Below are 13,237 nucleotides of genomic sequence, written 5' to 3'. Positions count from 1 at the left end.
ATCAGGGCCGTGCCGGCACGGGAGCCGGGTTTGCCGGCGCGGCCTGAGATTGCGCCTGTCCGCCCCCGCGCTGCGTGTTCGGCCCGTTGAAGAACTGGAAGAACGGCGAATCGGGGGTCAGCACCATGCGCGTATCGCCCGGCTTGATGCTCGCCTCATAGGCCTGCATCGAGCGGTAGAAGGCGAAGAACTCCGGATCCTTGCCGAAGGCCTCGGCGAACACCCTGTTGCGCTCGCCTTCGCCCTGGCCGCGGATCTCGTCGGACTTCTGCTGCGCTTCCGCGACGATCACGGTCGCGTCCCTGTCGGCCCTTGCGCGGATCTCCTGCGCCTGCTGACCGCCGAGCGCGCGCGCTTCCGCCGCCTCGCGCTGACGTTCGGTCTGCATGCGCTGGAACACCGCCGCCGAGTTCGCCGCCGGCAGGTCGACGCGGCGCAGCTTGACGTCGACGACCGTCATGCCGAAGCGCGCCGCCTCGCGGTTCACCACGTCGCGGATGCGGGCCATCAGCCGCGACCGCTCGGTGCGCACCACATCGACGAAGGTCGCATCCGCCAGGACCGAACGGACATTGCCGTTGACGATCGAGGTGAGCTGCGAATTCGCCCGCGGGATGTTGTTGACCGCCTGGTAGAAGCGCAGCGGATCAGAGATCCGGTAGCGCGTGAAGGCATCGACCACCAGACGCTTCTGGTCGGAGGCGATGATCTCCTGCGCCGGCAGATCGAGGTCGAGGATGCGGTTGTCGAGCAGCGTCACCGTCTCGATCGGCGCGAACCATTTGAAATAGAGGCCGGGCTCGGTCTTGACCGCGCGCACCGCGCCCAGCCTGAGCACGAGCGCCGACTGCGTCTGCGAGACGATGAAGGTGCAGGCGTAGAACACGGCCGCGACGGCGACGAGGACGACGACAAGAGCCGCCCGAAGGAAGGAACCGTTCATCGGGTCGCTCCCTGCTGCTGGCCGCCCCGGGCGGGTAGCCTCTGCAATTGGTCGAGCGGCAGATAGGGCACCACGCCCTGGCCGTTGCCCGTCGAGTCGAGGATGATCTTGTCGGTTCCGCCCATCACGCGTTCCATCGTCTCCAGGAAGAGGCGCTCGCGCGTCACGCCCGGAGCATTCTTGTACTGCTCGTAGACCGCGTTGAAGCGGCTGGCCTGACCGCGCGCTTCCGCCACGGTCTGCTCCTTGTAGGCTTCAGCCGACTGCACGAGCTGGGCGGCGCGGCCGCGCGACTCGGGCACGACGCGGTTGGCATAGGTCTGCGCCTCGTTGCGCAGGCGCTCCTGGTCGGCACGCGCCGCCTGGACGTCGCGGAAGGCGTCGATGACCTGCTGCGGCGGATCGACCTTCTGGAGCTGCACGAGCCGGATCTGCACGCCGGCATTGTAGCCGTTGAGCGTATCCTGCATGAGCTGGCGCACTTCCGTCTCGATCGCGCCACGGTCGGTGGTCAGCACCGGCTGGATGTTGCGCCGGCCGATGATCTCGCGCATCGCGCCCTCGGCCACGGCTTTGACGGTGCCGGGCGGGTCCTGGATGTTGAAGACGTAGTTCTCGGGCGCGGCCGGGTCGATCTGCCACTGCACGATGAAATCGATGTCGACGATGTTCTCGTCGCCGGTGAGCATCAGGCTTTCCTCGATCACGTCGGTCTGGCGCGACTGGCGCACCGCCTCGACGGTCCGGAAGCCGACCTCGGTGGTGATGACGTTCGTAACCTGCGGCTTGACCACATTGCCGATCGGATAGGGCCAGTTCCAGTTGGCGCCCTCGCCCGTCTTGCCGACGAACTTGCCGAACACGACGTTGAGGCCGACCTCGTTGGGCCGCACGAAATAGAATCCGGACAGAAGCCAGATCGCGATCAGGACCAGCGCGCCGAGCGCAAGGCCGCGGCCGCCGAGATTGCCGCCGGGAACGAGATTCTTCAGCCGGTCCTGGCTGCGCCGCAGAATTTCCTCGAGGTCGGGCGGATTGCCATTGCCCCCGCCGGAGCCGCCGCCCCATGGGCCGCCACCGCCACTGCCTCCGCGCTGGCCCCAGGGTCCGCCCCCGCCGCTGCCGCCGCCGCTCTGGTTACTCCAAGGCATTCCGGGCCCGTTCCCTTCCGTTCATTGTGCTTGAGGCCGAGCCATAGGTGAATGGCGGCCATTTGTCAGCGCCTCGGGGAGAGACGCTCGCCTGACTTGGTCATGGGCCATGAATTCGTCAACGGCGCAAGTCGCCCGTCATGCTCGGAAAAGCGACGATCAGCCGCGCCCCGCCCCGGCGCGCCGCCGATAGCTTGCGAAAGTGAAGGGGTGTTCGTTGTCGGAATCGGCCGGATGGCTCTCCCGCGCGGTTTCGACGAAGGCGCCCTTCTCCCAGGGCGGAAAGACCGCGTCGCCCCCCGGAGCGGCGTGAACGAGCGTCAGTTCGAGCCTGTCGGCCAGGGGCAGCATCTGGGCGTAGATTTCGGTGCCGCCGCCGATGATGACGGCATGGGCGTTCATCTCCCGCCCCAGCCTCTGACCCAGCGCCACCGCCTCCTCGACCGTATGTGCGACATCGACGCCATCGGCATTGAAGCCGGGATCGCGTGTCAGCACGATGGTCCGGCGCCCCAGCAGCGGCTTGCCGATGGAGAGATAGGTCTTGCGCCCCATGATGATCGGGCACCCCGTCGTGAGCTGGCGAAAGCGCCGCAGATCGGTCCTCAACCGCCAGATCAACTGGTTGTCGCTGCCGATCACGCCATTGTCGGCAACCGCCGCGACGAGGACGAGAGGAAGCGCCGCCATCGCCATCAGCCCACGGCGCCGAGCTTCGCCAGCGCCTCGCCCTCGAGCCGCTTCACCGTCCACTCGTCCTGCGCTTTGGCGCCGATGGAGCGGTAGAACACGCGCGACGGCTCGTTCCAGTTCAGCACCCACCAGGCGAGGCGCGGCAGGTCCTCCGCGACGCAACGCTGCGCCAGCCGCGCCATCAGCGCCTTGCCGATGCCGCGGCCGCGCTGCCCCGGCCGCACGAAGAGATCTTCGAGCCAGATGCCGTGCCGGCCCCTGAAGGTCGAATAGGTATAGAACCAGAGCGCGAAGCCGACCGGCTCGCCATCCCATTCGGCGATGTCGCAGAAGACACGCGGATTGTCGCCGAAGAGCGAGGCCGCGATCTCGTCCTCGGTCGCGACGACCTCGTGCAGCAGCTTCTCGTATTCGGCGAGTTCCTTGACGAAGCTCAGCACGAGTCCGGCTTCGCCGGAGCGCGCGGGACGGATGGAAAGAGTCATGCGGCGATCGGAGCCTCGATGGTCGAATGAGCGTTGCCGTAAGTGTGGTCGAAACGATGTGTAGCGACCCGCGACGGACCGGGCCACCCCGCTCGGGGCTTGTGCACATGGGTTGCCGGCGCACGCGGCGGGATCGCACGTTCTGCTTGTTCGCGTGGTCGGCCCGACACGCCGTGGGAGCCTCAAGGTTTGAACGGAACTGCAAAATTTGGAGTGAGGCTCGGAGACCGCGAACGCAGGTTACGGAAGGCCTCGGACGAGACCGGAGCCTCTCGAAGGCGCTGGGAACGGCCAATCGGGCGCGGCAGCCGGAGCATCGACCGGTCATCCGCGCTGGAATGCTTTGTGCTTGGCGCGCGCCTCCTTTGTCACGAGACCATCATCATGGCAGCAGCCGCTTGTTCCGCCGGACTCGACACCGGGTTCGCCGCTCTCGACTTCGGTCAGGTCATCGTGCTCGGGCTCGTCCAGGGCGTCAGCGAATTGCTGCCGATCTCCTCGACGGCCCATATGCGGGTCGTGCCGGCCCTGCTCGGCTGGCCTGATCCCGGCTCCGCCTTCTCGGCGCTGATGCAACTGGCAGCGCTGGCGGCCGTGATCAGCTATTTCAGGCGCGATGTCGGCAGCATCGCCGGCGGGGCGCTGGCCGCGGTGAGAACCCGCCGCTTCGCGGAAGGGCCGGGCCGGCTGGCGCTCGGCATCGTCCTGGCGACGATCCCGATCGTCATTGCCGGTGTCGCGCTCGCGCCCCTGCTCAACCGGTGCGGTTCGCCTCTGCGCGCGCTGGGGGTGATCGGCGCGACATCGCTGGTGATGGCGCTGCTGCTCGCGGCGACGGAATGGTTCGCAAGCCATCGCCGGACGGTGGAGCAGGCCGGCTTCCGGGATTTCCTGCTGGTCGGCCTGGCTCAGGTCGGGGCCCTGATCCCCGGCGTCTCGCGGTCGGGCTCGACCCTGACGGCGGCGCTGGGCCTCGGCTTCAAGCGCGCCGAGGCGGCGCGGCTGTCCTTCCTGCTCGGCCTGCCGGCCATCGCGCTGGCCGGGCTGAAGGAAGCCTGGGAGATCGCCAGGGCCGGCATCGACGCCCATGCCGTGGCGCTGCTGGTGGTCGGCCTGATCGCCGGCTCGCTCGCGTCCTTCGCCGCGATCTGGGGCTTGATGCGGTATCTCGAGCGGATGTCGAGCTGGGTCTTCGTGATCTACCGGGCCGGGATGGGCATCTTCCTCCTCTGGGCCGTCGCGACCGGGTTTCTGGCCTGAAATCCTGCGGTGTGAGGCAAGATGGCGAAGGCGTGCGCGGCCGCACGCGCCCCGGCGTGAGGATGGCTATCTCCTGAGCCTGCCTGCGAGCCCGATCAGATCCGCCAGCGTGGCCGCCCCCATCTTCCGCATCACCTGGCCGCGATGCACCTTCACCGTCACTTCGCTCAGCTTGAGATCGGCCGCGATCTGCTTGTTCAGGCGGCCTGCGACGACGAAGGCCATGATCTCCTTCTCGCGCATCGACAGCGTCGCGAAGCGCGCCCCAAGCTCCGCCAGGCTGGCTTCCTGCGCCCTGCGCGCCCGGTCCCGCTCGATCGCCGCGCGCACCGCATCCAGCAGATCCTGCTCGCGGAACGGCTTCAGCAGGAATTCCACCGCGCCCGTCTTCATGGCGCGCACGGCCATGGGCACATCGCCATGGCCGGTCAGGAAAACGATCGGAAGCGGATCGCCCATCCCTGCGAGCTCCGCCTGGAAATCCATGCCGCTCGGCCCGGGCATCCTGACATCGAGGACGAGGCAGCTCGGCCTTTCCGGGCGCCTGTGCAGCGCAAAGTCCTGGACCGAACCGAAGGTCGCCACCGCATAGCCGACAGAGCGGAACAGGCTGTCCAGCCCGTCGCGGACGGAAGGATCGTCGTCGACGACGAAGACGATCGGCGGCTCATCAGCCATGGTTGCGCTCCGCTGTCGCTGCCCTCACCGGAAGGGTGAAACCGAAGACCATGCCGCGCGGAGGATTGGCCGCGGCATAGATCGTCCCACCATGGGCCTCGACGATCGAGCGGCTGATCGCCAGCCCCATGCCCATCCCGCCGGGCTTGGTCGAGTGGAAGGCGTCGAAGATCCGCTCGATGGCGGCGGGGGCGAGGCTCACGCCGGTATCGCGGATGCTCACGGTGACCCTCTCGCCATCGGTTGCAGCGCCGACCAGCATGTCCCGCGGCCCGGTTTCCTGCTGACCGATGGCCTCGGCTGCGTTCACCAGCAGATTGAGGACGACCTGCTGCAGCTGGACCCGGTCGGCGATCACCCGCGGCAGGTCATCGGCCAGGTCGGTCCGCAACGTCACTTGCGCCTTGCGGATCTCGCTGCGCGTCAATGACAGCACGTCCTCGATCAGGGCGGCCACATCGACCGTCTCGCGCGAGGGAGGCGCCTTCGCCACCATCCTGCGCACGCGGCCGATCACGTCGCCGGCGCGGTCCGCATCGGCGACGACGCGCTCCAGCGCCCGCCTGGCCTCGGCCGGGTCGGCGGGGGTGGCGGCAAGCCAGCGCAGGGCGGCGTGCCCGTTGGCGACGATGCCGGCGAGCGGCTGGCTGACCTCATGCGCGATCGATGCTGTCAGCTCGCCCATCATCGTGACGCGCGAGATATGGGCAAGCTCCGCTCGCGCCTGGCGGGCGCGGGCTTCGGCGGCCTCGATCCGTATCGCCAGATAGGTCGTAGCCCCGATCGCAATCAGGCTGAGGAGGCAGTTGACCAGCCCGGCATGCTCCGCCCCGCGCGGGGTGAGCAGATAGCTGAGGATCGTCAACCCGGCGCTGGCCGCGCCGACCCAGAGCACGACCGCCGGCCGGTCAAACCACACCGAAACCAGGATCACCGCGACATAGAGGACCGCAACCGCGATCTCCAGATCGGTATAGGTATCGGCGAGGAAGATCGCGGCCGCCAGCAAGGCGAGGCTCAGGCCAAGCCCGGCCTTCCCGAGGCGGAAACGCTCACGGTCGAGCACGCGCATCGCCTCCCCCACGGACATCCCGCACCGCTTGCCGGACCGGGCTCGTTCCGGGCGGCATCATCGATCCAGTACCGCAAGCGGCTCCGTTCGACCATTGCGCCCTGAGCGCGGCGAGCGCTCGGCCCGGGAGTGCCTCAGCTCGGATTTTCGAGGGTGAAGAGGTCGGCGGCCTCGTCATAGGCGAAGTACTCGCCATAACGGGCCCAGTTGGTGACGGCCTTGAGGGTCGTGGCGGCATAATCCTCCGACATGTGATCCTCGAGTTCGTCGCGGAAGCGCCCGGCCGGCGCCCGATGGCTCGAGCGCTCGTCCAGCACCCGGCGGATATGCGCCGCGAGCGGTACATAGGCGGCGAGCTGCTGGGCGAAGAGGCGCTTGCGTTCGTCGACATCGCTGTCGGCGAAGCGTAAGCCCGGCGCCGTGAGCCTGATGTCGCCGCCCTCGATATCGGCGAAGCGGAGCAGTTGGAGCGTCTCCGCCACCGGGAAGAGATCGTCGATCTCGTGATGGAGCTGCGCCGCGAGCGGCGGCAGATCGGCCTCGCCCTTATAGGGTTCGGCTGCGATCGCCTCGATGAGACCGGCCATGAGATTGGTCGAGACGCGCGGCAGCGACATCGCGATGCCGGTGCCGGGAAAAAAGCCCTCGCGCGCCGGGACCCCCGGACGCGCCGTCATGCGCGCATAGATCTCGTCCACCAGCGCGCGGAAGGCGGGATCGAGACGGTTGCGCGGCTGGGGCAATTCGACGCGCAGCTCCGCAATGACGCGGCCGGGATTGGAGCCGAAGAGCAGGATGCGATCGCACATCAGCACCGCCTCCTCGATGTTATGGGTCACCATCAGGATGGCCTCGATCGGCATCCGCCCCTCGCACCACAGGTCAAGCAGGTCCGTGCGCAGCGTCTCGGCGGTCAGGACGTCGAGCGCCGAGAACGGCTCGTCCATCAGCAGGACCTTGGGATGCACGACCAAGGCGCGGGCGAGCCCGACGCGCTGGCGCATGCCGCCGGACAATTCCTTCGGATAAGCGCTCTCGAAACCGTCGAGGCCGATCAGGTCGATGGCGGCAAGCGCCCGCTTGCGCCGCTCGGCCGGCGCCACGCCCTGCGCTTCGAGGCCGAGCTCGACATTTTCCAGAACCGTCAACCAGGGAAACAGGGCGAAGCTCTGGAAGACGACGGCGACTCCGGCACTCGGCCCCGCCACCGGCCGGCCGCAGAATTCGACGGTGCCGCCGCTCGGCTGGATCAGCCCGGCGATCGCCCGCAGCAAGGTCGATTTTCCCGAGCCGGAACGCCCGAGCAAACCCACGATCTCGCCGGGATCGAGCGTGACGTCGACCTTGTCGAGCACGACGAGGGAGCCGGCCCCTCCCTTGTCGTAGCTCTGGCAGACCTGTCGAGCCCGGACCAGCGCGTCGGACCGGTTGCTGTTCAATGCGGAAGTCTCGGTGATGCTGTCCATCGGTCGGATCCTTTCGGGAACTTCAGTCGAGGCGCATGCGGCGCTCGGCGAGGACGTAGAGCGGGCGCCAGAGCACGCGGTTCAACAGGGTGACGAAGAGCGACATCACGGCGATGCCCAGCACGACGCGCGCAAAGTCGCCGGCCTCGGTCGCATTGGCGATGTAGGAGCCCAGCCCATAGGCCTCGAGCTTGGTATCGCCCCAGCTCGCCACCTCGGCGACGATGCTCGCGTTCCAGGAGCCGCCGCAGGCCGTCAGCGCGCCGGTAACGTAGTAGGGAAAGATCCCCGGCAGGATGACGCGCCGCCACCAGGTCCATGAGCGGAGCTGGTAGACGCGGGCGACCTCGCGCAGATCGGTCGGGAAGGCGCTCGCCCCGGCGATGACGTTGAACAGGATGTACCACTGCGTCCCCAGCACCATCAGCGGCGAGAGCCAGATTTCCGGGCTCGCGCCGGTGCTGACGATGGCGATGACGGCGAAGGGAAACAGCACATTGGCCGGAAAGGCCGCGAGGAACTGCGCGACCGGCTGGACCCGCTCTGCAATCTCGGGGCGCAGGCCGACCCATACGCCGATCGGCACCCAGATCACGCTCGCGACGGCGATCAACACGACGACCCGCAGCAGGGTGACGAGGCCGCGCACCAAAGCATCCCCGGCATCCCCCCACGACAGGGTCTGCCCGACATAGGAGACCGCGATCCAGGTCGACCACGCGCCCAGCGCCACGATCAGGCCGAGCCAAGCATAGTCCAGCGCGCGGCTCGCCGCAGGGGCGATCCTGACGGGCCGCGAGGACGCCAGCCGAAACCGCAGCAGCATGAGCCGGTTGCCGAGCCAGGCGAAGGGAACCATCAGGCGCTTGAGCAGGCGGGTGCGGCGCGCCAGGCCATAGACCCATGAGCGGGGCTTCCGCTGCCCCGCCGTCTGCTCGAAGCGGAACTTGTCGGCCCAGGCGACGATCGGGCGGAACAGGAGCTGATCGTAGAGGCCGATCACCACGGCCATGGCGAGCACGGCCCAGCCCACGGCCAGGAAGTCCTGCTCCTTGATGGCGAGCGCGAGCCAGGAACCGAGCCCCGGAAGCTGGACCGTCGTGTCGCCGACCGTGATCGCCTCCGAGGCGACGACGAAGAACCAGCCGCCCGACATCGACATCATGGTGTTCCACACCAGGCCGGGCATCGCGAACGGGGCCTCCAGCCGGCAGAAGCGCTGCCAGGAGGACAGGCCGAAGCCGCGGCTGACCTCGTCCAGATCGCGCGGCACGGTCCGCAGCGACTGATAGAAGGAGAAGGCCATGTTCCAGGCCTGGCTGGTGAAGATCGCGAAGATCGAGGCGCATTCGGCGCCGAGCTGGCTGCCGGGGAACAGCCCCATGAAGAAGGTGACGGTGAAGGTCAGAAAGCCGAGCACCGGCACCGATTGAAGGATATCGAGCGCCGGAATGATCAGCATTTCGGCGCGGCGGCTCTTGGCCGCCAGGGTCGCGACGACGAAGGTGAAGATCAACGAGGCGATGATCGCCGCGAACATCCGCATCGTCGTGCGCAGCGCGTATTCCGGCAGCAACGCCGGATCGAGCGCGATGGGCGCGCTGGAAAGGCCGGCGAGCGGCGCATGCATCGCCGCCGCGCCATGGAACGTCAGCACCGCGAGCGTGGCGAGCAGCGCGAAGGCGGCGAGGTCGTAGAGATTGGGCAGCACCCGCTCGCGGGCGAGAGCGGCAAGGGCGCTGCCCCGCTCGGGATTGTTGGACAGGAATGCCATCACGGAACCTCGGCTGAATAGCGACCGGCATGGCCGATGGAGAGCGCCGTGCCGCCGCGCGCCAGCAGCCCGGCATGGGGCAGGAAGACTCTGCAGCGCCTGCTGGCGCGAGATCGTCGGGCGCCCTCCTCCCCACATTCCGGCTGCCAGCAGCATTCCAGACGCCCATCCACCTCGCTGATCCGCCACGCGGCCACGAGGCGCGAACGCCCGGCCTTCATGCGCGGCGCGAAGCGCAGAACCTGGGAAGAGACAGGCCGCGCCGGGCCGGGTCCGGCGGGAGCCACCGACCGGGGAAAGGCGAGGATATCGTTCATGACGCATCTCCTTCGACCTGCTCGAAGTCGTCCTTAGCGCCGGGCGACGTCCGGCGCGCTCCTGCATCACAGGCGTGCGAGATCGCAAAGCGCCGCCGCAGCGGACCGACGCGATCTCTCCCTCCTCGAAGAAGGGCCGTGCGATGTGAAAGGGCGCCGCCTCGTTGCGGCGACGTCACGCTGTTTGCGCGCTGTCGGGGGCGGGATCAATCGGACGAAGGCATCGCCAACTATACCTGGGTATAGAGGCCGCATCGCAGCTTGAAGCGCCTCGACAGCCCGGGCGGTTCGACAGGTGTCGATATCGCCCCGGCGCAGGCTTACTCGCGTCGCGGAATGATGTTTGATGGATGCCCGTTCCGGAGCGATTCCATGCAGGCTCTCGTTGACGCGCTCGATCGGGGCCTGGGCGCGATCTGCCTGGCAGCCCGATGGCTCGCCTTGCCTCTCGTGCTTCTGCTGTTCCTGCAATGGCCGCTGCGCGATCTTTACAAGGGCTGGTCGCGTGAGGCGAACGATCTCGGGCAATGCGTATTCGCCCTTTACGTCGCGGTATCGCTGACGGCGGCCACCCGTTCCGGCGCCCATCTGGCCAGCGATGCCCTGGCGCATCGGCACGGGGAGAGGCTGCGTCGGGCACTGGAGGCCGGCCTCATCGTGCTGGGGCTTCTGCCCTGGTCGCTGTTTCTGCTGATCGTCGGTTGGCCTGCCCTGCTGATCAGCCTTCGCGGCCTCGAGGCCTTCCCGGATACCGGCAATCCCGGCTATTTCCTCATCCGCGCCTCGGGCTTCCTCCTGGCGGCCCTTGTCTTCATCTCTGGCCTGCTCGGTTTGCTGCGGAGGCGCGCGTGAACCAGTGGATCGGCCTGGCCATGCTCGCCGGGGTCGCGCTGGGCGCGATCGCGACGGGGTTGCCCGTCTGGGGCGTCCTGATCGGCCTTGCGACGATCGGCGCTGCCGCATCGACCGTGCTCGACCCGTCCAGCGCGGCGCTCTTCGCGGCGCTGCCGAGCCGCCTCGTCGGCCTGCTGGAATCGGATCTGCTGCAGGCCCTGCCGCTTTTTGTCTTCATGGGCGCGCTGCTGAACCGGCTGCCGCTCGCCCGCATCCTGTTTCGCGCGGGCTTGCGCCCCTTCGGCGGCGCACGCGGCGCGACGCTGGCGCTCGGCGCCATCCTGGGGCCGATGAACGGTTCCGTCAGCGCCAATGCGATCGCCCTGACGCGCGCGATCGAGCCGGCATTGGCCGAGCATGAGGTGACGCCCGCCGAGAGTGTCGCGTTGCTGACGGTGGCGAGCACGCTCGGCGTGCTCGTGCCGCCTTCCCTCGTCCTGATCCTGCTCGGCGATGCGATGATGACGGCTCACACCATCGCCCTGAATGCCACCGGCCGGGTCGATCGCATCGTCAACACGCAGGATGTTTTCCGCGGCGCGATGCTGCCGGCGGGGCTGTTTCTCGCGGCCTGCCTCGCCCTGGCCTTCCTGCGCCGGGAACCCGGCAAGCGCCTTCCCGCCCCGACGCTGAAGGAAGCGCTGCTGGCGCTCGTGACGGTCGGATTCATCGGCGGGCTCCTGCTGGGCGTCGCGCTCGGCTATTTCTACGCGGTCGAGGCGGCGGCGATGGGGGCCGTCGGCCTGCTCGGCGCGGGCTTGCTCAGCCGTCGACTGGACGGCGCGACGCTGAAGGCGGTTCTGGACGATACGCTGGCGATGACCGGCGCGCTGATGGCCCTGCTGGTCGCGGCGACGACCTTCACGCTCGTCTTCCGCGTGCTCGGGAGCGACCGGCTGGTCGCCAGCTGGATGGAGGCGGTGCCCGGCGGTCCTCTGGGGATTTTGGGAGCCGGCCTCATCCTGATTTTCATCGCGGCCTTCGTTCTCGACGCCTTCGAGATCATCTTCGTGCTGGTGCCGATCCTGCTGCCGCCGATCCTGATGCGGGTCGAGGATGCGCAATGGGTCGCGGTCCTGACCCTGCTCGTCCTGCAGACGAGCTTCCTGCTCCCGCCGCTCGGCTATGCGCTGACGATGACGCGGGCGGCGGCGAGCCGGCGCGCGCCGTTGCGCGCCGCCATGGCGTCGCTCGCCCCCTTCATCCTCGTGCAGCTCTTCGTGACGGCGGCCGTCGTCTGCTGGCCGCGCCTGGCGCATCTGGGCCAGCCGCCCGCGGCGGCCGTCGCGGCCCCATCCGAAGCCGACGCCGCCCGCCGCCTGCACGACATCACCCCTCCCGCCGACCTGCTGGAGATCGCGCCGCCGAAGTTTTGACTGGCCGAGATCAGACCGCGACGTCCGCCTTGATGGCCGCGTGAGGTGAATAGCCCTCGACCTCGAAATCCTCGATCCGGTAATCGTCGATGCTGGCGGCGTGCCGCGTCAGGCGCATCTTCGGGAAGGGACGCGGATCGCGGCTCAACTGCTCGCGAGCCTGATCGAGATGGTTCAGGTAGAGATGCACATCGCCTCCGAACCAGACGAAATCGCCCAGCTTCAATCCCGCCTGCTGCGCGATCATCAATTGAAGCGCGCAGCAGTTCACCCAGTTGAACCCGACGCCGAGGAGCAGATCCGCGGATCTCTGGAAACAGAGGGAATTCAGCCGCCCATCCGAAGTGACGTGGTACTGATAGACCATATGGCAGGGCGGAAGAGCCATTTGGCCCAATTCAGCGACATTCCAGCCATGGAACAGCATGCGGCGGCTCGACGGATTGCTGCGCAGGGTGTCGATCAGATCCTTGATCTGATCGTGCTCGCGACCATCGGCCCCCAGCCATCGGCGCCATTGCTTGCCGTAGACGGGCCCAAGCTCGCCCCACCGCGCGGCAAAATCATCGTCTTCGGCAATGCGCTTCTCGAACTCCGCCTGGCCGATCTCCTCGCCGGTTTCGCGACGGTAGGTCGCGAGCGGCCAGTCGGTCCAGATCCGCACATTCTCGCGGACCAACGGCTGGATATTGGTCTGTCCGGTCAGAAACCAGAGCATCTCCTTGACCGCCGTCTTCCAGTAGACGCGCTTGGTCGTCAGGATGGGCACCGTCCCGTCCGAGAGGTCGAAGCGCGCCATGGCGCCGAAAATGGACCGCGTACCGACGCCGGTCCGGTCGAGCCGCTCGTCACCCCGTTCCAGCACATCGGAAAGAAGGTCGAGATATTGGTGTTCCGGGTGCCTGCGGCTCATTCCTGCCTCCTGAGATTGCGCGACGCCGAGCGCGGCAACCCTATACTTCCAGAGCGCCGTGCCGCGCCGGACGCAGCGTCCCGGCCGTGACCGACCGAGCCTCTTCCGACGGGTCGAGGCGCATCCGATGCCCGGCAATGGCGCGCATGGCGGAGCGACATTCCTTGCGGATGCCTCGGGTCGGGCCGCGTTGGAGCCGGTCGTGACAAGGGTGC

General features: G+C 67.9%; 13 protein-coding genes. 3 read left to right on the top strand and 10 right to left on the bottom strand.

The features are described 5' to 3' along the window. Position 1 precedes the first annotated feature (1 nt). The 4 genes from hflC to GGC47_RS07200 all read right to left on the bottom strand — a co-directional run bounded on the left by hflC (position 2) and on the right by GGC47_RS07200 (position 3,272). Positions 2 to 943, bottom strand: coding sequence for a protease modulator HflC (hflC, locus tag GGC47_RS07215; protein ID WP_038358783.1), 942 nt, complete (start codon positions 941 to 943; stop codon positions 2 to 4). Beyond that, the gene (gene hflK / locus GGC47_RS07210) at positions 940 to 2,094 is read right to left on the bottom strand and encodes an FtsH protease activity modulator HflK (protein WP_113252446.1); all 1,155 of its coding nucleotides are present in this window, start codon (positions 2,092 to 2,094) and stop codon (positions 940 to 942) included. The genes hflC and hflK overlap by 4 nt, the downstream gene beginning before the upstream one ends. Before the next feature lie 159 nt (positions 2,095 to 2,253). Next, the gene (locus GGC47_RS07205; RefSeq protein ID WP_370954330.1) at positions 2,254 to 2,790 is read right to left on the bottom strand and encodes a dihydrofolate reductase; all 537 of its coding nucleotides are present in this window, start codon (positions 2,788 to 2,790) and stop codon (positions 2,254 to 2,256) included. Then, a complete protein-coding gene (locus GGC47_RS07200) occupies positions 2,790 to 3,272 on the bottom strand; it encodes a GNAT family N-acetyltransferase (protein WP_113252447.1) in 483 nt (160 codons plus the stop codon). Before GGC47_RS07200 ends, GGC47_RS07205 begins: the two co-directional genes overlap by 1 nt. A gap of 384 nt (positions 3,273 to 3,656) precedes the next feature. Between GGC47_RS07200 and GGC47_RS07195 the strand changes: the two genes are divergently transcribed. Then, on the top strand, positions 3,657 to 4,532 hold the full coding sequence (locus GGC47_RS07195; RefSeq protein WP_038358793.1) for an undecaprenyl-diphosphate phosphatase: 876 nt from the start codon (positions 3,657 to 3,659) through the stop codon (positions 4,530 to 4,532). 66 nt (positions 4,533 to 4,598) lie between these two features. Here GGC47_RS07195 and GGC47_RS07190 read toward each other — a convergent pair whose 3' ends face one another. The 5 genes from GGC47_RS07190 to GGC47_RS07170 form a co-directional block, all read right to left on the bottom strand. Continuing rightward, positions 4,599 to 5,210 (bottom strand): response regulator transcription factor, encoded by a 612-nt coding sequence (locus GGC47_RS07190; RefSeq protein WP_142021834.1) that lies wholly within the window; start codon positions 5,208 to 5,210, stop codon positions 4,599 to 4,601. Continuing rightward, positions 5,203 to 6,300 carry a sensor histidine kinase gene (locus GGC47_RS07185; protein ID WP_370954331.1) on the bottom strand — a complete coding sequence of 366 codons (1,098 nt, stop codon included), beginning with the start codon at positions 6,298 to 6,300 and terminating at the stop codon, positions 5,203 to 5,205. Before GGC47_RS07185 ends, GGC47_RS07190 begins: the two co-directional genes overlap by 8 nt. Before the next feature lie 116 nt (positions 6,301 to 6,416). Next, positions 6,417 to 7,748 carry an ABC transporter ATP-binding protein gene (locus GGC47_RS07180; protein WP_142021833.1) on the bottom strand — a complete coding sequence of 444 codons (1,332 nt, stop codon included), beginning with the start codon at positions 7,746 to 7,748 and terminating at the stop codon, positions 6,417 to 6,419. A gap of 22 nt (positions 7,749 to 7,770) precedes the next feature. Next, entirely contained in the window at positions 7,771 to 9,522 is a 1,752-nt protein-coding gene (locus tag GGC47_RS07175; protein WP_142021832.1) for an ABC transporter permease, read from the bottom strand. Then, entirely contained in the window at positions 9,522 to 9,839 is a 318-nt protein-coding gene (locus tag GGC47_RS07170; protein WP_142021831.1) for a hypothetical protein, read from the bottom strand. Before GGC47_RS07170 ends, GGC47_RS07175 begins: the two co-directional genes overlap by 1 nt. 261 nt (positions 9,840 to 10,100) lie before the next feature. Between GGC47_RS07170 and GGC47_RS07165 the strand changes: the two genes are divergently transcribed. Both GGC47_RS07165 and GGC47_RS07160 read left to right on the top strand, forming a co-directional pair. After that, on the top strand, positions 10,101 to 10,691 hold the full coding sequence (locus tag GGC47_RS07165) for a TRAP transporter small permease subunit (protein WP_142021830.1): 591 nt from the start codon (positions 10,101 to 10,103) through the stop codon (positions 10,689 to 10,691). Further along, complete coding sequence (locus tag GGC47_RS07160; protein ID WP_142021829.1) at positions 10,688 to 12,109, top strand: TRAP transporter large permease subunit; 1,422 nt, start codon at positions 10,688 to 10,690, stop codon at positions 12,107 to 12,109. The genes GGC47_RS07165 and GGC47_RS07160 overlap by 4 nt, the downstream gene beginning before the upstream one ends. 10 nt (positions 12,110 to 12,119) lie before the next feature. On the opposite strand, the gene GGC47_RS07155 is transcribed toward GGC47_RS07160, so the two are convergent. Continuing rightward, positions 12,120 to 13,022 carry a thymidylate synthase gene (locus tag GGC47_RS07155; protein ID WP_113252455.1) on the bottom strand — a complete coding sequence of 301 codons (903 nt, stop codon included), beginning with the start codon at positions 13,020 to 13,022 and terminating at the stop codon, positions 12,120 to 12,122. Positions 13,023 to 13,237: the final 215 nt, after the last annotated feature.

It is taken from the genome of Allobosea sp. OAE752 (assembly GCF_050433265.1).
Classification (GTDB): domain Bacteria; phylum Pseudomonadota; class Alphaproteobacteria; order Rhizobiales; family Beijerinckiaceae; genus Allobosea; species Allobosea spartocytisi.
This window is presented reverse-complemented; position numbering and strand designations above follow the sequence as displayed.

Bases quoted from the DNA above. Each gene is read 5' to 3' on its own strand.
- GGC47_RS07155 (WP_113252455.1), bottom strand. From the start codon at position 13,022: ATGAGCCGCAGGCACCCGGAACACCAATATCTCGACCTTCTTTCCGAT.
- hflC (WP_038358783.1), bottom strand. From the start codon at position 943: ATGAACGGTTCCTTCCTTCGGGCGGCTCTTGTCGTCGTCCTCGTCGCC.
- GGC47_RS07185 (WP_370954331.1), bottom strand. From the start codon at position 6,300: ATGTCCGTGGGGGAGGCGATGCGCGTGCTCGACCGTGAGCGTTTCCGC.
- hflK (WP_113252446.1), bottom strand. From the start codon at position 2,094: ATGCCTTGGAGTAACCAGAGCGGCGGCGGCAGCGGCGGGGGCGGACCC.
- GGC47_RS07175 (WP_142021832.1), bottom strand. From the start codon at position 9,522: ATGGCATTCCTGTCCAACAATCCCGAGCGGGGCAGCGCCCTTGCCGCT.
- GGC47_RS07205 (WP_370954330.1), bottom strand. From the start codon at position 2,790: ATGGCGATGGCGGCGCTTCCTCTCGTCCTCGTCGCGGCGGTTGCCGAC.
- GGC47_RS07180 (WP_142021833.1), bottom strand. From the start codon at position 7,748: ATGGACAGCATCACCGAGACTTCCGCATTGAACAGCAACCGGTCCGAC.
- GGC47_RS07200 (WP_113252447.1), bottom strand. From the start codon at position 3,272: ATGACTCTTTCCATCCGTCCCGCGCGCTCCGGCGAAGCCGGACTCGTG.
- GGC47_RS07195 (WP_038358793.1), top strand. From the start codon at position 3,657: ATGGCAGCAGCCGCTTGTTCCGCCGGACTCGACACCGGGTTCGCCGCT.
- GGC47_RS07190 (WP_142021834.1), bottom strand. From the start codon at position 5,210: ATGGCTGATGAGCCGCCGATCGTCTTCGTCGTCGACGACGATCCTTCC.
- GGC47_RS07170 (WP_142021831.1), bottom strand. From the start codon at position 9,839: ATGAACGATATCCTCGCCTTTCCCCGGTCGGTGGCTCCCGCCGGACCC.